At 47.6% G+C, this 18,724-nt stretch carries 16 protein-coding genes; 5 read left to right on the top strand and 11 right to left on the bottom strand.

What is annotated here, in order from left to right; all coding sequences use genetic code 11:
* The first annotated feature begins 224 nt into the window (after positions 1 to 224).
* Complete coding sequence (locus tag SIB79_RS12565) at positions 225 to 401, top strand: hypothetical protein (RefSeq protein ID WP_155724529.1); 177 nt, start codon at positions 225 to 227, stop codon at positions 399 to 401.
* A 50-nt stretch (positions 402 to 451) separates the two neighbouring features.
* Positions 452 to 1,462: a glycosyltransferase gene (locus SIB79_RS12560; protein ID WP_063402810.1), complete on the top strand. Its 1,011-nt coding sequence runs from the start codon at positions 452 to 454 to the stop codon at positions 1,460 to 1,462.
* Positions 1,463 to 1,619: 157 nt separating this feature from the next.
* On the opposite strand, the gene SIB79_RS12555 is transcribed toward SIB79_RS12560, so the two are convergent.
* Positions 1,620 to 1,748 carry a hypothetical protein gene (locus SIB79_RS12555; protein WP_413681114.1) on the bottom strand — a complete coding sequence of 43 codons (129 nt, stop codon included), beginning with the start codon at positions 1,746 to 1,748 and terminating at the stop codon, positions 1,620 to 1,622.
* Between the two features lie 126 nt (positions 1,749 to 1,874).
* Here SIB79_RS12555 and SIB79_RS12550 point away from each other — a divergent pair, with 126 nt between their 5' ends.
* The gene (locus SIB79_RS12550; protein WP_413681113.1) at positions 1,875 to 3,209 is read left to right on the top strand and encodes a glycosyltransferase; all 1,335 of its coding nucleotides are present in this window, start codon (positions 1,875 to 1,877) and stop codon (positions 3,207 to 3,209) included.
* A 43-nt stretch (positions 3,210 to 3,252) separates the two neighbouring features.
* Here SIB79_RS12550 and SIB79_RS12545 read toward each other — a convergent pair whose 3' ends face one another.
* Genes SIB79_RS12545 through SIB79_RS12535 form a run of 3 tightly spaced genes read right to left on the bottom strand, consistent with a single transcriptional unit; the run spans position 3,253 to position 5,899 of the window.
* Positions 3,253 to 4,062: an ABC transporter permease gene (locus SIB79_RS12545; RefSeq protein ID WP_236072452.1), complete on the bottom strand. Its 810-nt coding sequence runs from the start codon at positions 4,060 to 4,062 to the stop codon at positions 3,253 to 3,255.
* Complete coding sequence (locus SIB79_RS12540) at positions 4,059 to 4,799, bottom strand: ABC transporter ATP-binding protein (protein ID WP_063402811.1); 741 nt, start codon at positions 4,797 to 4,799, stop codon at positions 4,059 to 4,061. The genes SIB79_RS12545 and SIB79_RS12540 overlap by 4 nt, the downstream gene beginning before the upstream one ends.
* Positions 4,790 to 5,899, bottom strand: a complete 1,110-nt coding sequence (locus tag SIB79_RS12535; protein ID WP_063402812.1) for a glycosyltransferase family 4 protein — start codon at positions 5,897 to 5,899, stop codon at positions 4,790 to 4,792. The genes SIB79_RS12540 and SIB79_RS12535 overlap by 10 nt, the downstream gene beginning before the upstream one ends.
* 71 nt (positions 5,900 to 5,970) lie before the next feature.
* Between SIB79_RS12535 and SIB79_RS12530 the strand changes: the two genes are divergently transcribed.
* A complete protein-coding gene (locus tag SIB79_RS12530) occupies positions 5,971 to 6,105 on the top strand; it encodes a hypothetical protein (RefSeq protein WP_268873528.1) in 135 nt (44 codons plus the stop codon).
* 406 nt (positions 6,106 to 6,511) lie between these two features.
* Here the strand turns inward: SIB79_RS12530 and SIB79_RS12525 are convergent, their stop codons facing one another.
* From SIB79_RS12525 to SIB79_RS12515, 3 genes are all read right to left on the bottom strand, one after another.
* On the bottom strand, positions 6,512 to 6,697 hold the full coding sequence (locus tag SIB79_RS12525; protein ID WP_063402813.1) for a hypothetical protein: 186 nt from the start codon (positions 6,695 to 6,697) through the stop codon (positions 6,512 to 6,514).
* A gap of 51 nt (positions 6,698 to 6,748) precedes the next feature.
* Positions 6,749 to 7,900, bottom strand: coding sequence for a glycosyltransferase family 4 protein (locus SIB79_RS12520; protein WP_236072456.1), 1,152 nt, complete (start codon positions 7,898 to 7,900; stop codon positions 6,749 to 6,751).
* A gap of 849 nt (positions 7,901 to 8,749) precedes the next feature.
* The gene (locus SIB79_RS12515) at positions 8,750 to 9,922 is read right to left on the bottom strand and encodes a hypothetical protein (protein ID WP_155724530.1); all 1,173 of its coding nucleotides are present in this window, start codon (positions 9,920 to 9,922) and stop codon (positions 8,750 to 8,752) included.
* 169 nt (positions 9,923 to 10,091) lie between these two features.
* Here SIB79_RS12515 and SIB79_RS12510 point away from each other — a divergent pair, with 169 nt between their 5' ends.
* Positions 10,092 to 11,099: a rhamnan synthesis F family protein gene (locus tag SIB79_RS12510; protein ID WP_074161298.1), complete on the top strand. Its 1,008-nt coding sequence runs from the start codon at positions 10,092 to 10,094 to the stop codon at positions 11,097 to 11,099.
* A gap of 728 nt (positions 11,100 to 11,827) precedes the next feature.
* Here the strand turns inward: SIB79_RS12510 and SIB79_RS12505 are convergent.
* From SIB79_RS12505 to SIB79_RS12490, 4 genes are read right to left on the bottom strand one after another with little or no spacing between them, the layout of a single operon-like run.
* Positions 11,828 to 13,189 carry an HlyD family efflux transporter periplasmic adaptor subunit gene (locus SIB79_RS12505; protein WP_063402816.1) on the bottom strand — a complete coding sequence of 454 codons (1,362 nt, stop codon included), beginning with the start codon at positions 13,187 to 13,189 and terminating at the stop codon, positions 11,828 to 11,830.
* Complete coding sequence (locus SIB79_RS12500; RefSeq protein WP_063402817.1) at positions 13,173 to 16,202, bottom strand: ABC transporter transmembrane domain-containing protein; 3,030 nt, start codon at positions 16,200 to 16,202, stop codon at positions 13,173 to 13,175. The genes SIB79_RS12505 and SIB79_RS12500 overlap by 17 nt, the downstream gene beginning before the upstream one ends.
* Positions 16,199 to 16,954, bottom strand: coding sequence for a peptidylprolyl isomerase (locus tag SIB79_RS12495; protein ID WP_063402818.1), 756 nt, complete (start codon positions 16,952 to 16,954; stop codon positions 16,199 to 16,201). The genes SIB79_RS12500 and SIB79_RS12495 overlap by 4 nt, the downstream gene beginning before the upstream one ends.
* A 10-nt stretch (positions 16,955 to 16,964) precedes the next feature.
* Positions 16,965 to 18,707 carry a tetratricopeptide repeat protein gene (locus SIB79_RS12490; RefSeq protein WP_196757553.1) on the bottom strand — a complete coding sequence of 581 codons (1,743 nt, stop codon included), beginning with the start codon at positions 18,705 to 18,707 and terminating at the stop codon, positions 16,965 to 16,967.
* Between the last annotated feature and the right edge of the window lie 17 nt (positions 18,708 to 18,724).

The raw sequence follows: 18,724 nt of genomic DNA, 5'->3' as shown, positions 1-18,724 counted from the left end.
CATTTAATTCTATCTTATTGGCATCAATTCACCTCTAATCCGCAATGCTTAATTGCTAAAATTTTGCAGCAAAGATAACCTCATCAATCAAGTAGAAGCCGGGCTCAGCCAAGCAATTATCATTACCGCAGCCAAAACCTAGGCCAGGCAATTCCTAATCCATATACTGCTCAATCAACCTGATGCAGGGACAGACCTCGAGCGATTGAAAGCGCGGGAGCCAAATGATGAAAAAGCAAGTGATTTATAACCTCCAAGGCTATCCAGGCCTACCAATGCCAGTCAGTCAGCTGCTGCCATGGCTTTACAGGCCATGGAAACTGGCCGAGGAACGACCTAGAGCAACTACTTCGTTCCCGCTTCAGCGCAAAAAGAATGGATTGGCTCAACCAGTTCCTTAAACTCAATAACAGAAATCATTGATAGGCTCGGACGTAATGAAGCTGCTCTGATGCGTCTTTCAATTCTGGTTGTGTCACGCACACCCAACCTGCTCAACCAAATGCTGGAGAGCGTGGCAAAAGCCTCCAGCCTTGAGTGTGCAGAGATTGAAATACTCTGCTCATGGAATGGCGCAACGGAAGCCGAACAGGCAATCAGCAATACATCTGGCTACGAATTCCTGATCGCTCAACGTGAGCCTTATCACTTCGCCAGCAACATGAATCGTCTTGCCGAGCAAGCCGAAGGAGAGTTGTTGCTGCTGATCAACGACGACGTCCTCCTGGATGCAGGCAGCATCGACGCAGCCATCAACTGCTTGGAGCACCAACCCAAGGCAGGCCTTGTAGGAGGACGCCTGCGGAGTAGCGAGGGCGAGCTGACCCATGCCGGCATCCTCTTCGATAGCCGAAATTCCCCCTATCATCAACTAGATCGAATGCTGCCTGCAGATGCAACAGCCTTCATGGGATCAAACCGAATCATGCCAGCAGTAACGGGAGCATTAATGCTGATTAGACGCCAACACTTCTTAAGTTTGCTTCTCAATGAGAACTACAAAGTTTGTGGCGAAGATGTAGAGCTTTGCTTAGATCTTCGCCAACGTCATCAATTAGAAATTTGGTATTGCCCAGCGGCAAGTGGAGTCCATGAATCTGAGAGTACGCGGCAACAAGAGAGCGAACAAGCAGGCAATACAGAAGACCTATGTCGTATACGCAGGCGTCGCCGACAATTCATTGAACAAGCTAACAATGTTCAACTGTGTCATGACCTACTCGCTAGCAGCCTAGAGACAGAAAGCCTGCGAACCCTGGAGCTCCAGCGGCAACAGTACTTTAATGACCAAAAGAATCATCTGAAGCATAGGAAAGATAAAATTAAAGATGAGCTGAAGCATTGGCAAGATCAAAGCCACTCCTTACAGCTCACAAGACTCCGTCAACAACAGGAACTGGAAGAAAGCAAGCGGGAGTTAAGCCAGTTGCGCAGAGCTCAGTCAACACCAGTAGCGACATAGCATGCGGTTTATATACTTACTGACAAGCCAAGAATTAACCTTTCAATATCAAATCATCCAAATAGAGATAAGCCGGTTCGAATTTATTCCCATCTTTCCTACTCAATCAGTGCCAGTTACTCCCCCAAGAATTCTCATGGCATAACACCCCTTCCTCTCAAGGGGGTAGGGTTTGGCCGATCGCCTGGCCTTCATGGCACTGCTCACAAACGATCCCAACCATGCAAGCCGCCTTGCAGGCAAGCGCATCGTCATAACCGCCTATGACCTTGAACAGAGCGAACACAGGGGCATTGCTGTTTACTCCAAGGCCCTGATCCGTAGCCTCAGAGAGACAGGGGCGGAGGTTTGGCTGCTAACAGAGTTTGACTTCCCGATGAGGAGTGCAGGTCTTCATCGACTACCGGCGGAGATGCAAGAGCTTCTACATAGTGCCAAGGTTCTCGACTCACTCGCAGAAGGAGACAGTGGCCCCGCAACTAGCTGGCTGGAGAAAAAAATCAATCTTGCAGGTAAATTTCGCAAATATTGGCGATGGCTCGAAGACATTTGGGAATTCGCACGCCGTCCGCGCTATTACCCAGCCCGCAAGATTAAAAAGATCAGGCTAAATAAATTGTTTGACAATCCATACCTACGGCACGATCGTCTAGGCTACCTGCAATACGTTGAAGGGATATTATGCGCGCGCAAAATATTCTTCTCAACCCAAGTCGCTGCTCTTCTCAAAAGCCAAAAGCCTGTTCGCGTTGATCTCGAAGGGTTTGATGCACTTATAACGTGCTGCCCACTGAATATTAAACCGCTTTATACTTCAACTTTCGTGCAAACTGTGCACGATCTAATCCCAATTGAATATGCCCAAACATCAGATAATCTTCTGGGTTTTAGTCACCGCTTGCAAGCCTGTCTACCTGCAAAAAGGATTTTTGTCTCTGAATCAACAGCAATCAAATTTCATGAGCGAATCAAAAGACAAAAAACTATCGGCCATGCAATTCATAAAAAAAACCAAAGACAACAATGCAACGAAAAAATCCTGGTCCAACCACCTTCTCTGATCATCCCTAGTTGGATCGCCGAGGATCCGAACAGGGTTAGTGACCTCAGGCCTGTCAGCTATCTACTTCGAAAAAAAGGAAAAAGAAAAAGGAAAGGCAACCAGAAAGAGAAAGAAATACTAGAACCTTTTAAGTTTTTACTTTTCAACTCATCAGTAGAAGCACGCAAAAACCTTTTATTCCTTGTCAAGGCATACTCTGAATCCAATCTAGGCAGTAAAGGAATTCGACTTTGCGTCACAGGAAAACTAAAGAAAGATACCTACAGCAAGGCAGTAAGGGAAATAGTTATGAATGAACCAGGTATTTTACTAGCTGGCTACATTGATGAAAGCACAAAATTAGACCTCTATCTTAATGCAATGGCCTTACTGAGTCCATCACTAGTTGAGGGCTTTGGCATCCCAGTTCTCGATGCTTCATGCCTTGGAATGCCTGCAATTGCAAGCAACTGTGACTCTCATCAAGAAATCCAAACGCAATTCGATTTCAACCAATACGTATTGCTAATCAATACACTCGAAAGCCGTGATTGGGCAGCGGCAATGCAATCAGTCTATGGGGTCTCGACTGGTTTATGCGATCAACCATCTGAAGAGAGAAAACGCCGAATTAGCAGGTATCAGAATAAGTACAAGCTGATCAACAGACAATTCCAGAATGGCCTAGAAGAGTTAATTGAATAACTTAGTCCACATTGACTGAACACAATCAAACCGACACCCTATTTTAGACCAAAAAAGGTAAGTTTGGCCGCTCATGATTGAGCAAGCGCAATGCAAGCCAGATGCCTACCAGGTTGACTAGCAACAAGAACAGACCATCTGACCATTGCAATTCACCCGACATCAACGTGTGTCGAATGGAGCTGAGAATCCGATAAAGCGGATTGAGATTAGCCGTCCAAGCCATGTGTCGGAGAGTTTCTTTCCTATACAGAATTGGCGAAAGCAAAAAACACAACTGCAAAACAATTGGAACCAATTGATAAAGATCGCGATAGCGTGTACCAAGCAAGCAAACCAATACTGGCAACCAGTAGAGGAATAAAAACAAATTAAGCAATGGCAACCAGCCAACCAAAAAAAGATTGGCCAAAAGATTATGTTGAAAAATACTCAAGGCAAGTATTACCAATACAAACGACTGCACAAAAGTCTGCAACTGAAATGCCCACTCCTCAAGGGTATAAAAGACAGGGTTAAGGTTGCTATTATGCAGATGACTATGATTATGCTCAAAAAGATTAGGTGCTGTACCAATAGCACCAGCAAGGCTATTCCAAACCACCAAACCGACGCCTAAATACACCACATAGGAACTGAAATCCGGAACCTTAAACACGGTGCCGTAAACAAGTGCTAAAGCCCCAATCGAAAAGAGATTGGAGAGGCCGAGCCAAAAGCTACCGAGCAGCGTGCGCACAAAGCGTGCTCGAGTGCGAGCAGTCGCCGTAAACCACCAGACCCTACGCAACCTCCAAGCCTCACGCAGAGTATGGCGCACGGATCGCGGCCGAAAACCAGAGCTAACCGTCACGCGCTTTTTTGATATTGAGTAAGAGCCTCTTCAAGAGGACCATCAAAAACGATTCGTCCCTCCTTAAAAACCAAACCACGCTGACAAAAACGTCGCAGCAACTCGTTTGAATGAGAAGCCAAAAAGAGAGTCCCGGTGGTACTCAGAAAGCTGTGCATGCGCAGCTGAGCCCGCTCATAAAAACAAGTGTCGCCCGCACCAAAACCCTCGTCCAAGGCCAAACATTCATGAGTACAGGCTGTCAGCACAGCGAACAACAAGCGAGCAACCATCCCCTGGCTGTAAGTCTTGACAGGCAAGTGAATAAAGTCTCCTAAGCCGGAAAAATCAACCACATCCTCTGTGAAAGCTTGGAAGCCGCCCAGGTTGCCCTTCACCCACAGATAGTGAGCCTTGATCGCCTGCATGCCACTCAACTCAGGGCTAGTAATGAAGCTCTTGTTGATCATCGGGAACACCCGAACACGTGCCTCCAAAAAACCGGCGGTGTGCTGATAGATCCCTGAGATCAGCCGTAGAAACGTTGATTTACCAGCACCGTTGTGGCCGATCAATGCCACCCTCTCCCCCTCGCGCACTGTACAGCTCACATCCTGCAAAGCCGTAATCACGGCCCCCCCCCGACTGCGACTGAGTTTGCCACCAGTGACAGAACGAATCAATGTCGCCTTGAGAGTTCGGGTCTCTGTTGTACAAACCGGGATATCAAGCCGCACATTCCGAAGAGTCAACACCACTGGGCGTTCATGTCCGTCAGAAGCTCCGCAATGCTGGCTGTCTGGCGCTTCAGGCTGAATTGCTTGGCGTGGGTCAGGCCCGCTAGTGAGAGATGCTGCCAAAGGCTGTTGTCGCAAGCGAGTTGCTGGAGCTCACCTGCAAGGCTAACCCCACCATCATCTAGGTCGAATATCAACGAAACGCCATCGTGGAGTTCGGTATGTACAGGAATCCGGCTCGCCAAGGTTGGCAAGCCGCTGGCCTGGGCCTCGAGCAGAGGATAATCAAAACCCTCCATCAGGCTGGTGGAGAGCAAACAGAAGCTCGAGCGCAATTTCCGCCCCAAAGCATCTTCCGATACATAGGACAACCATTCCACCCGACCAGTTAGCTCTAAACGTCGTTCCAAGCGAAGCAGCTTCGAACTCTCACGACCACGTCCGCCCACAACAACAAGATTGCCCAGCCAATCTGGCTCTAAAGCAAGCAACTTGGCAAAACCTCTTAAAGCCAAAGAGATGTTTTTATTTCGAGCATGACGTGCTATCAGCAGCACGTCTTGACTAGCAGGTTCACGAATGGGATCAGAACAAAGCTCCACACCATTCGGGATGACGGTGACACGCTTTGCCGGCAGGCCCTCTTCCAACAAGAGATCAGCCACATGACGACTAATGGCGATCACCCTTGTGGCACCCTGCAAATGCCTTGGCAACCAAAGACGGCTACGCCAATAAGCCCGACGACTACTTGGGTAATAAAGAGGAGTGACGTCATGGCAGGTAATCACCTGAGGTCTATTACGGACTCCCAACAGCCGATCGGTGTAAGGGGAATAAATCACAGCCGGATCGGCTTCTGCTACCAACTTCCGCGTCGGTACAGCGTGCTGCACGAGTGAATTTGCCTGTAGCCAACGCATGCGTCGAGATTGCTGCTCCTGTGGCAACAGCGCATCAACGGCCAATTCAGCCTGACCATCAACTCTCAGTCGTATTTGCTTTGGAAGTGACTGACCAGTCGCCGTTGGCCAAGCCATAAGCATGCGCTCCACATAGCGACTAAGGCCTGTTGGTGCAGGTCTATAGAGAAGCAGATTGAATAGAAATGGCGAATTCATCTGCACATCTGACAGGCCAAAGAAAGCAAACAAAGGTCGAACAAATCAGCTTGCAAGCGATCCAATTGCTGATGACCTCGCCAAGTCAAAGTCGCCGGAAGCATTTCCTCGCTGAAGGGATGCATCAACAGCTCCAACTAACAAGCCATTCTGAGGGCGCACTGCAGGGCGAAGCGCATCGCAGTATTGCCGCCAAGCTCACTTAAACCCCTTGAGAGCATCTCCAAAACAATTTCTACTGAAGCCAATGAATCAACCACCGAAAGACCGATCTACACTATCCGGCATAAAATCAATACCACCAAGAGATCGAATACATGGTGAGGAAAACACCAATTACGAGTCCTTGAGACCTAGCTTTAACTAAATCCATGCAAATATGGTGCGTGGTGACTCTTCGAACACTCTCCTTATTGATTATTAAGTTGTTCAAGTGAGTGGCTCTTGCCAGCAATTTCTGCGGCCGTGAATCGGATTGAGAAAGTGGATGGACAGCACACTTCAGCAACCTTAAAAGCTTCAGTCAGCATTAGATAGCTATCACGACAAAAGGGAACTTTCTGGAACTAATTCTTGGAGCAATACAGTTAAGAGCCAACTATTACAAACCTGCTAACATGCCACCACGATGTCGCCATGCGGCCTCAAAAGCAAAAGGCCCTCCACACGTATAGACGGCCCTGATTCACCATGCGAACAAGCGCGCAACTCATCCAGCAAAGAGGCCCCTAATACCTGCGCAAACTTCTGATCAGGGTCAAGCTGTTTGCGAATCCCTTGGGCCCGCCAAACCTGCAAGAGCGACTAGCCACTTAGTCGTTACGCAAGCAGCTCGATGATTAACTTGCTTCAGTCAGAGAGAAGATCTAATTGGAGCAACTTCTGTCGCCAAACCGCGTGGGCGAATTCGTGGTCATAACGATTAATAGCCTGCTGACAAAGCCGAGCATGCAGTCCTGGGTTAGCAAGCACCTTCTGCAAGACCCCAGACAGATCAACAGGAGAACCACTCCATGGCAGTTCCGGCAAAGCACTCACCCAGTGCATTCCCGATTCGGGTAGGTCATAAGCCAAAGAAGGTATGCCACTGGCCATGGCCTCCAACTGAACAATGCCAAAGGCCTCATTACAACGATCAGAAGGCAGCACCATCACATCAGCCTTTGCCAGCAACTGAAGTTTCCTTCTCTCACTCACCCGGCCCTGAAATAGCACCTGCTGGTTAGAGCGGCGATGCAAAGCAGCGAAATCTTCTAGACGTGAACGATCTGGTCCATCGCCCAGAACCAGCAATCTCTGAGCAGATTCAGTAAATGCGAAAGACTCCAATAACCAATCGACACGCTTATAACTTTCAAGACGGCCGATGAAGATGATTGTGCCGCTAAGCAGCTGAGCTCGACGCTCTCTCCGCAGCAACAACAACTGCTCCTCCACCAGTGCAGGTAAAGCGCAGGGAAGTACCTTGATGCGCTCCGCGGCTACTCCACGAGCTATCAAGGCTTTGTTCAAAACCGGCGAGGTGGTAATCACCCGACTAGAACGCAGGCTTTGAAGTGCCAAATACAGATAAAGCAATTCAAGGCGACCCACCAAGCCTGAGCGCGGACGAAGAAAAGCATGCCAATAAATCGTGATGCGTCGCTGTGGATGCAGCAGCCGGGCCAGCATTGCCAGCAGCAAAACTGTTGGGCAAGGGAGGTGAGCAAGTAATGATTGCCGCCGCCACATCAGGCGACAAAGCTGCCAAGAAGGGAAGGGGACATACACACGCCCAAAAGCCAGTGATGGCAAACACTTACGGCTATATTCAACAGGGAGTGGGTCCCTATTCACAGCGGCTGAGCGACGCAGGCTGACCACAGGCGCCAACAGTTCCGCCGAAATGCCGTGAGCAACGCGCTCTACCCCACCGAAACCAGGCGGCCACTCCCGCAAAAACTGCACAAAAGGCGCATCAGCTTCAGTTCTCATTTGGGGATGACGGCGACACAAGCTCATGCTTAATCGAGAAAACTCTTGAGATGATTGAATATTTCCTGGTCGGAATCATTGTTCTCAAAGTTCTCCTGCAACATCAACCGATAGGACTCAGCGTGATAATGGTCGAACCAAGCAAGTGAACGCAATATGTCCAAGCTATAGGAAACATTGTAAATTTCAATGGCGACACCATCACGAGAGAAAGAACCAAATCAAGCAACCTAGCAATCAAGCCTTCACAAAGTAAATCAACAACACCTCTAAAGAAAAGCCAACGACATCCCCGAAATGGGAGAGACTTTCAGAAGAGCAGTAACAGAGATCAGTCTTATTCGAGCAAAAGTGATCGTCACTAAAATGATAGCTTTGAATATATTAAAATAGCACAAAATATCAAATGGAGAGGCCAAAGACTGAGCGAAGATTCATGACCAATCGCGTCACTGGAGATCAGAACCAGATAAGTACTTGAAGGAAAATTCCTCAAGAGATCGCCAGAAATATGTAGCCAACAATGAACCACAAAAATTACAATGCTTGGCTAGCAATTGCAACGCAAAAGCTGGTCTGGCGCCGTAAAAGAAGTTAAACTACAGGGATGCCTATCACACTTTCACGGAGCAAACTGGCTCAATAAATTGTATTTACAAAACTAATCATACTGCTGCCTCCTGATAAGGGCTGATCAGCGATCCCTTGAGAGAAGACTTCGAGCAATCGCTTCAGTTGCACTAATAAATCATAATCTTCCTGCCCACATGTAAGCAAAGAAAGCGACTTGCTCTGATTAACAACCGAAGCAGGTAAGCTGCACAATCTTGAATCACCATACTTAATGGTCTCGAGGTTATCTCAAGAAGAAGGCGTCTATCTACCTTTGATGACTTTAACCATCATGAGCTGAAAGAGCTTTCGTTTTATTAGCTTGAAAGCATCGGTGCCACGGCGCAATGGTGCTGTAAGACGCCAAAAGAAAGCCTGCTGCATTTGCTCAAGTCGTTCATTACTAAGGCGCAACTCCTCTTTCAGCAATGATACTGAATCATCAGGCATTGCAGATTCTTCCATGGCATTCACCTTTTGCTGGAGACCATGGAGCGTATCAAGCAAATCAGCAAAGGTTGAGATTATGGTCTGATCCCTCTCGAACTGTCCAGTTTGACAGTCAGCCGATAAAGGCTTAACTGGATTACGAAAAGATTGAATCGCAAAATTGCGACGAAATTCAAGAGACGGTTCACCTTCAGAAAAAATCTGATCGTATTGATCTATCAAGAAAGAAGGCACTTCGTGAAACAGCTCGCAGAAAAGATCCGAAGAAAAACCACCGGACTTCAGTTGGCCATATAGATGCCTGCAAAAAGAGGCGAGCTCTCCTTGACTAGAACCTTGTGAAGGAACACTTACTTCTGCAAAGTTACCCAACTGATTACGGCGAAGATTCGGTCGAGTACACTCAGCATGCTTGGCGAGAACATGCCGGCGCACATCAACATCAGGCTGCTGCAGGCTTAACGAGGGGGCCACAAAACAGATCAAGCGGTCAATCTGATCAGCTTGCCCTTCCATAAGAGTCTCATAAGAAATCAAAGCATCGAGAGACGAATCAAAGAAAAGGGAACAGCCACGGTTGTAAAGCAACCACATCAATAAGCCCTTCTCCATAGAAAAGCCATCACGCCAATGCAAAGACTGAGCAACATCAATGGGGTTGCGCATTGGCACTAGACAGGGAACCCGCTTAAGCAACAAATGCTGAAAGAGTGGAAACGTAATTGAAAGGCGAGGATCCTTATCTACCCAGCCAAACTCAAGTGCATAGGCTTCAAAATCCTGCTTCCGCTGAATAACACAATGCAGATATTTCCCCTGAGTCCACCAGACAGGCAACAATGGTGGTCGATCCCAGGCATATCCAGCCAGTTCAAGCAGCTCATCATTAAATGGACGCAGTAAAGTGGACTCGAAGTAACCACGAGGATTGTCAACAGTTCTATCTAAGTCTGAGGGTCGACGCCAATTCATAATGGCTGTCAACAAGCTCGAGACGTAAGACGTACCCGAGCGATGGCAGCCAGCAACAAACATTTTTTTACTTTTGAGCCTGAAAAATCAGATTAACACATCATTTCCTGAAGACTGCGATGCACAAAACTTAGAGCAATAAGCTAGCGCCATCACTACTCTCAACCCCCATAAATAGCTTACAATGCTAAGTTTAACGTCACAATTCCTACCCATTTGCTTCGATCAACTGGCTGGCAGCATAAGGCCTCACTGGGAAATAGGCCCTTCCCGAAGCAATGCAGACAACGCTTCTTGCGAATATTTAGAGGCACCTATTCCAGATCAACTCATAGCAATCCATTGCCATGTGTATTACCTAGATCTCCTACCTACATTTATCGATGCATGGGAAAACATTCCCAATCGCTGGCTTTTGATCAATACCGATACAACCACTAAAGCCAGAATTATCGAAGCCATGCTGCAGGCTCGCAAGGAATCGCAATATCGCATTAAAGTATGCCCGAATCGAGGGCGTGATCTTGCCCCCATGTTGATCAACTGGAGAAAGGAAATTGAAAGTTGTGAGCTATTAATTCATTGCCACACAAAAAAAACACCACATGCTGATGGAGTCTTTGGCAACAAATGGCGCCAGTCGCTGCTTCAAACCACCTTCCCAGAAAAGAAGCCCTGCATCTTATTTAAACAAATACTTAAACAAAAAAATACCGGTCTCATCATCCCCTGGCCGCATCACTTTGTGGCTCATAACGTGAACTGGGGGAGCAACTTCCCACAGGTCTATGCATTGATGAAAGCGATGGGATATGAAATTAGCAGAGACACTTTATTGTTTTTCCCAGCAGGTTCTTTTTTCTGGGCCCGAGTCGATGTTCTACAGCCTCTTTTCAATCTAGAGCTAAGAAAAGAAGACTTTAGTCCGGAACCAACTGGAGGTGATGGATACCTAGCCCATTCGATTGAACGCTGCATTGGTCTTTTGCCCATGCTGATGAACCGGCGAAACTATGCCTACTGGGTGAGCGATGCTGTACATGAGATTGATTGTGGAGTTCATGAAGACCTCTTGGCTGAATTGCCACTCAAAAACGAAATCACTCCATCCTCTACATCCTTATTCAATCAAGGAATGTATCAAGCTCTCGCTTCGTCAGGGCCAAGAGATCGGTCCATCCCCTTGCCGTGATACCAGCCAAGAGTTGATTAGATAAGTTGAATTGCTATATCTGTGAAAATTATTTAGCATGCAATGAGGCTAGGCATCAGTGATGATTTTTCCAGCCTCAGATCACAAAATTATGTGTTAGGAAACACCATATCAATATAGCGAGATAGAAGTTCATTAGCAATCTAGACTTACAACTTGAAAGTAAAACTTATCCACGTAATACTTCAATCCAATTAGCCGCATACCAAGCTCACTGCGTAATGAATACAGGGCAAAGAGACGAGTAATCATCAACTGACATAGCGCACGGCTTGGAGATCATGAAGAAAAAGAAACTATAGTATAGATTATCATCCTTATACAACGCAATATCATGCAACTTCAGACCACGAAAAACATGGCCCTACTGCGATAGTAGATCTCAAAGTGGCGACTAATATCAATCTGGAGGATTAAGAAGTAAGTCGCTCGAACTGCTCCCTAGCCACCTTAGAAGCTGATCATTGAATGCCACCAAGCCACTGGACTTGCAAAAGTAAAACGGATAACCAAAGCAAGCAGCAGTTAAAGGTCTGAATTCATAAGGCTGAGGACTTTCCCTAACAAAGAGCCAATAAAAAAGTTGCTGGGCGACGATACTTTGTCAAAAAATATGAACAAATCTCAGAATTATTCCCTTGACACAAGAAAGTATTATGCCCAAATAGTACTCTTACCTAACTAAGCAATGGGAGTCTGCAAGCATCTCAACGACTATTCTGAAGATCTTCAGTGCCTTTGGTGAATACATCCGTCAGCAGAGTGATCACTGGACGCTGACGAACAATGACATTCGTAGAGACTTGCATTCCTGGAGCAAGACGACTCATCATAAATTTCTTATCTTCATTAGGCTCTAGCTCAACAATCATGGGAAAAGTATTTGGCCTACCTGAGCTCTCATTTTCCCGAAGAGAGTCAGCACCAATTCTCAAAACACTTGCCTTTAAGTAACCATATTCACCTGGGGGAAAAGAGGAAACAGCAATTTTTACAGGCATACCTTCCCTAACAAATCCGAGGTCACTATTAGAGAGAAAAACCTTGGCTTTTAAACCACCGTCAGGGATAATTCGCATCACCTCAGCTCCATTACCAATCACACTACCTTTAGCAACCATGAGGTTAAACACTGTCCCTGATTGCACCGCTTTCAAGGTGAGATTACGGCGCTGCTCTTTAAGCGCTACAAGGGTTGCCTCTAGATTGAGAATCTGGCGGTTGTTAGAAATAATCTGACGGCCTGCTCTTGCAGTTGCAGCATTTATCTCTTCCTTTGATTGAATAGCACGAGATTGGAGCTGCTGTAACTCATCAGCAGCAGCAAGGTAACTAAACCTTGTATAACCACCACTTTCGTAAAGCATTTTAATCGAGTCCAACATCTCCTTCTTGAGCTGAATAGTACGATTTTCCGATGCAAGCCTTTCCCTCAGCTGCCGCAATCGTGATGCTGTCTCCTGAACACTGAGCTGCAAAGATCTGGTTTTATCCTCATCAGCAATCAACGCAGGAGGATCTGGAAGATCAGTACTCGCATAATTGCCTTGTTGATCAAGGAGCAAGTTGTACAACTGATTCTCATAGCGATAAATAGCTAACTGTTTACGAGTGGCCGCCAACTGGGCCTCATTACCTTCATTTTGCACCACCATCAGAGGGTCCCCCAAGGAGACCTCCTCACCTTCCTTAACGAAAAGGCGCCTCACAATCCCTCCAGTAGGAGTGTTCACGGCAACCTTGCCAATCACCGGTTCCAGTGTTCCTATCGCCATTACAGTCTGATCCACCTTACCTAAAAAGCCCCAAATCACTGCTGCTGTTGTTCCAGCAGCAATCGTCCAGATCACAAGTGCACCCCAATGTTCCGCCTGCTCTAGCAACCCGGGGCTATCGTAAAAAACAGCCTTACGTCGATCACGCTTGATTGGCCAAATACGTGCAAGTAATTCACCACGTTTTGACTTGTCAATGCCCTCCCCCACAGAGAGCTGATGGTCTAATGGGCTATTTTTTTTAGATGTCAAAGCTGGTTCAGTAGAAGAATCAGAGTCAGGTAGTTGAGGCATCCTGTTGTCGATAAAGGGCGTAATAAAGACCCTTGCGAGCCAATAATTCCTGATGAGTTCCCACCTCTTGAAGCAATCCATTCTCCAGCAACATAATCGAATCAGCTGAACGAATCGTTGCCAGTCTATGGGTAATAAAGAACACAGTGTCCCCTACCAATTCCCTACGCAAATTCTCACATAAGGTTCGCTCAGTAAGATAATCTAGAGCACTCGTAGCCTCATCAAGAATCAGCATCCGGGGGCGACTAAGAATTGAGCGTGCAATAGCCAAACGCTGACGCTGACCACCAGATAAGGATGCACCTCGTTCGCCGACGCGAGAGCCATATCCCTGAGGCAAATCCATAATAAATCCATGGGCACAGCTGATACGGGCTGCATGAATCACCTCTTCATCGGAAGCATCCGGTGCATTCAGAGAAATATTGTCACGGACAGAGCCATCGAACAGCATGGAGTCTTGGGGAACGATTCCGATCTGTTGACGCAAAGAATCAATGTCAACTTTGGAGATGTCGTAATCATCAATGCGGATGACACCTTTCTCAAGACGGTAGAGACGTGGCAGGAGCTTCATTATCGTGCTTTTACCACTGCCGCTCTGGCCAACAATGCCGATAAATTTGCCGGCATCAATGCAAAAACTTATCGACTTCACCACTGGAGGCAAATGGGGATTAAAGCTAAAGCTCACATCCTCAAATTCCACCTTGCCACTAATCGGCGGCAGAGCGATGGGACTCTCATCAACAGGTTGCTCAGTCGGTGCATCAACGACATCGGAAAGACGTTCAATGGAAATCTGAAGGCCCTGAATAGTTTGCCAAGTCCCCGCTAGACGGATTATTGGATCAACAACATTGCCACTAATGATGCGGAAGGCAATGAGCTGACCAATAGTCAATTCGCCCTTAAGAACCAAATAAGCTCCTACCCAGAGAACCGCTAAACCTCCTACCTGTTGGAAAAAGCCACCAATGGCACCTGAGGTTGCTCCAATCAATGAAGTTCGAAAGCCGGCAGAAATCGTACGTGCATGACGTTGTTGCCAACGCCAGCGAAGGTTCGTCTCAGCATGCTGGGCCTTGACCGTCTGAATTCCAGTAAGGGATTCAATCATCAAACTTTGAGCAGCAGCAGCCGATTCGGCAGCAATGCGCAGTTGCCGCTTAATGATCGGAGCCACCAAATAAACCATTGCCAAATAAAGAGGCACCACACTTAGAGAAACAGCTGTCAAAAGGCCGCTATAGCTAATCAACACGAAAAGATAAATCACTCCAAAAATCACATCAAGGATCAAAGTCAAGGCTGTGCCAGTCAGGAATCCACGAATGCTGCCTAACTCTCCAATACGTGTTGAAATTTCACCAATCGGTCGCTTATCAAAAAATTCCAATGGCAGCTTAAATAAATGAGTGAAAATATTTCCGGTTGTCGCTATATCGATCCTATTCGTCGTATCCGTAAAAAGAAAAGTGCGAATCAAACTTAGGATACTTGAGATAATGCTACTGCCAATAAGTAGCACGCCAAGAAAGTAAAGGGTATTGAAGTTCTGCTGGCCGATGACCTTATCAATAATCTGCTGGATTAACAGGGGTTGAGCCAATCCGAAGATTTGCATAAAAAATGATGCCACAAATACCAGTACCAAAGACTTCCGATATCTCTGCAAATAAGGGAAAAAGTAGGTAACGTCAAAGCGACGTGTCGATGTATTAGGGCGACGGCTGATAGCAACAGCACGAACAGTGGGATGTTCTTTTTCAAGGCTCGCCAAGTCCAGATAGCGCTCACCCTCACGCGGATCAATGACCCTCAACTGTCCAAGTCGTTCACCTGTTACTAGAACAAGAGCATCCTCATCAGGGAGTTCAAGTAAGGACGGCAATGACAGCCGGCAAAGATGAGCAACCGGCAAATCCATCAAAACAGCAGAAAGTCCAAGGCTGTCAGCGATCTGGCCAAGGCACTCAAGCGTAGGAGAAGGCTTTTCTCCCACCATGCCCTTCAACATTCGATCAACAACATCGCGACGGAAAGGCACGCTGAGAGATTCACAGATCATCTGCATTAGCGCAGTTCCCTGCTCGACTCCGCTGCTGCCAAAAATGGTTTTCACCATCAAACCCTCCCGATCCTTTCGAGGGCGAGGATTCTCCTCTTGCAATGCTGCCTTCAGCAGGGCTTCACCATCAGGGTTCTGCCATTCGGGCAAGGCTTCGACAACCTCTGCCTCTGTAGCAGGCGAGCCATTTGTCTCCGATGGCATAGGAAGCACTGAGGAAACCATGAGCTCCTCCAATGCAGCCCCAGGGCAACCGATCAAGCGAAGGCCATGGGTCGATCGCTCCAATGCCTGAAGCAAAGACTCTCTAGAGAGGCCTTTTTGTCCCTGCAAAGATATGTCTGCTAATAATTGACCGTGGCAGGGCAACAACCAGCTAGTACCGTCATCGAAGGGGAAGCCATCTAGATCGGAGGAGCTCAGCAACTGCGCCGTGGTCAATGAAGACTGGAGATGATCCAGCTCATCGAGAATGGTTCGATCCTGACGAGGACGCTCCACAAGTAAAGGACGCAGAGCCGCATAAACATCCTCCCGTTGGGGATGAGACTCCACCCAAACCGACAAGGATGGCACCTCCTGCCACCAACGCTGCCAAACCAACAACGGAACTGCCAAAAGCTTTGTTGGACCGGTGGTCCTACAGGTAGCCGCAGCCACTCCCTGCAAGCCACTCCAGAGTCCCCACCATTCACCAGTGTGAACTCGGCGGATAGTAAACGACTGCCCCATGGCATCCCGGCCGCTGACGCGAAGGGTCCCCTCGACGACAAGGCATACATATGTAAAAGGGACATTTTCAGCAGCAAGCTGCGCGCCTACGTCCAACTGCCAGGCTTGAACTTGATCTTCACTGGAGGCGAGCAACGCTGGATCAACCCGATCTAGCGGAGCAGACCCAAGCAATAGCCGCATCCTTGAGGAAATGGATGCAGTCATAAGGAGGGAAGGTACTCAGGTGGTTCAATACTCTCATCCGACTCAAGAGCGGTCAGCTGGCGAGCTAGCCACTCTTGGTAAAGCTCATCCATCAATTGGTCCCTCATCTGTTCATTAAAACGGGTAGTAATACGGCTATCAAGACGCAACAAAATGTGGGTATTCTCAATAGGGAAGGGCCCGATCAGATCACCCTCATTGGCCTGTTCTAGACGACTATTCACCTCAGGATGGCCAGTACTTGGGTGAATAGGGCCGATACGACCTCCCTGTGCACTTTCAGGCCCCTCAGAAAAACGAATCGCTGCGGCTGCAAAATCCAACTCTCCCTCACGAATCGCTAGGGCAAGCTCTTCAATGCGTGACTCGCTACTGCAGCGCAACACAGAAAAAATAATTCGGTCACGTTGACGCTTTGTGCGACTGAAGTGTTCTTCGACATGCAAGCTGAAAGCCGCATTACGGAATAACTTAAGGCGCTCTTGGCGACAGCTTTGCTCATCGCCAAGCTCATCAAAACGCTCTTGACTGAGCGGTACTAGTGCAGCAATCAGATCCTCTAACCAAGCTGTGAGTAACACGCGTAGCCTCCCCGTACGCTCCATCAATTGGCAAGAAGGAGTGTCAATTTGAGGCCAACGCCAGCGACCAAGGTCATCAAGGTCTGGAGGAATGGCGGGGATGGGACCCTGCCAAGAGAATTGCGATTGAATTGCTAATTGCCCCTGCTTGTCAAGCGATTCAATACTCATAGGACAATGGTCATTTATTGATATTAACTGTTTCTTTCTGCTCGCCAAGAAGCCTGACAAGTCGTTCCCGAACTTGTTCGAGAACACCGCTCCATTCGCCCAGTCGCCGTTGCCGAATTAAAACCATAGAGCGGTACCAAGGAGTGTCCGATCTGCCCCGCATCCAGCGGAAATCGGCATTGTGCTGAAGCATCAGCCAAACTGGTTTATCAAGAGCTCCTGCAAGGTGAGCGACCGCAGTATCAACACTCAAGATAAGATCCAACTGACTAATCACACAAGCCGTATCAAGGAAATCGTTAAGATCACCGGCATGGTCGACCACTCCCCGCTCCCCTAACCATGGGACGAGCTGATCAGCATCTGAACCAATCTGAAGCGAATGAACTACCACAAGTCGCTGCTGCCGCCAATTTTCAAAAAGTTGCATAAGCGGTTCTAGCGCCATCGATTTATCCGCATACATATCTTTGTTATCAACTCCTGAAGCCCAAACAAGGCCAATATGAATAGCGAAGGGCTTGCGATGCACACACAGCCGCTGAGGAATTTGACTGGGTTCTCGCAAATAGCCAGGCATCATCGGAACAGTGTCGCGACTGGTTCCACAAAGCCTAGGCAAACTCAATAGAGCAACATGATGACGAAATCCTTGCAACTCCTTGGGTATGTGCTCAATAATGGCTGGAGTATGCGGCACCAAGCACTCACGCAAAAGCGGAATTAAGGGCTTGCGGGTGGACAGGGTGACCTGAACACCTGCCTCGATCAAAATCGGTATATACCGCGCAAACTGAATATTATCTCCATAACCTTGTTCAGCCCAAACTAATAATGTCTCACCACGTAATTTGTCTATATCACCGTCCCACATCTTATGAGGAAGTGGAGTTTTGACCTTATCGGGCAAACTTAATCGTGTGTCATAAAAGTGCCATCCTTCTTCGAATTCACCAATTGTGAGCAAAGTCAGTCCAAGATTGAACTTGGCATCATTGCAGCTCTCATCAAGAGCCACCCCGCGCCGCAAGGCTTGACAAGCCTCTTCAAAACGCTCCTGAACAGAAAGAGCACCACCCAAATTGATATGAGAAGGGGCATGCTCGCTCTTCTGACTAATCGCCATCTCAAACGCATCGATAGCCTTGTCCCAACGTTCTTTCAACTGCCACGTCAAACCCCAATTGCAATGCATATCAGGGTTGTGATGCTCTAATTCATCCGAGCAACAATAGTGGGCCAGAGCCTCGTCAAGACGCTTCTGATCACGTAAACAATTTGCGAGATTATGATGGGCAGAAGCATGTTTAGGATTGTTAGCCAAACATCTCTGGAAGTGATTTATCGCATCATCTAGACGATCCAGTTCAGACAATGCATTGCCGCAGTTGTAATAGACATCTGCAAACTCTGGTTGCAAGCGAATCACCACTTGATAAGAACGGATAGCCTCCTCAATACGACCAATTTTTCGCAGAATAACGCCATAGGTATTCAAATATGTTGCATTGACTGGATCCTCTGCAACAGCAGCGCGAATCGCAATCTCAGCTTCTTGTCCGCGTTCGAGCGAATGCAGACAAGCAGCCTCCAAATGATGCATCTCTGCCTTGAGCACAGAGGATGGGGTCCCAACACCCAATTTCTTTACAACCAACCTGGAGTCCTCTAGAGCCTGCTCCAAGCGACCGCAATGATAGTGGTCCAGAGCTACCGATCCAAGAGCCTGAATTTCAGTGCTGGATGCAGTCACTGGCGAAGCTGCCTAAT

It is taken from the genome of Prochlorococcus sp. MIT 1342, from assembly GCF_047304495.1.
GTDB lineage: Bacteria > Cyanobacteriota > Cyanobacteriia > PCC-6307 > Cyanobiaceae > Prochlorococcus > Prochlorococcus marinus_D.
The sequence above is the reverse complement of the archived record's forward strand: the minus strand, read 5'-3'. Positions and strand labels throughout refer to the sequence as shown.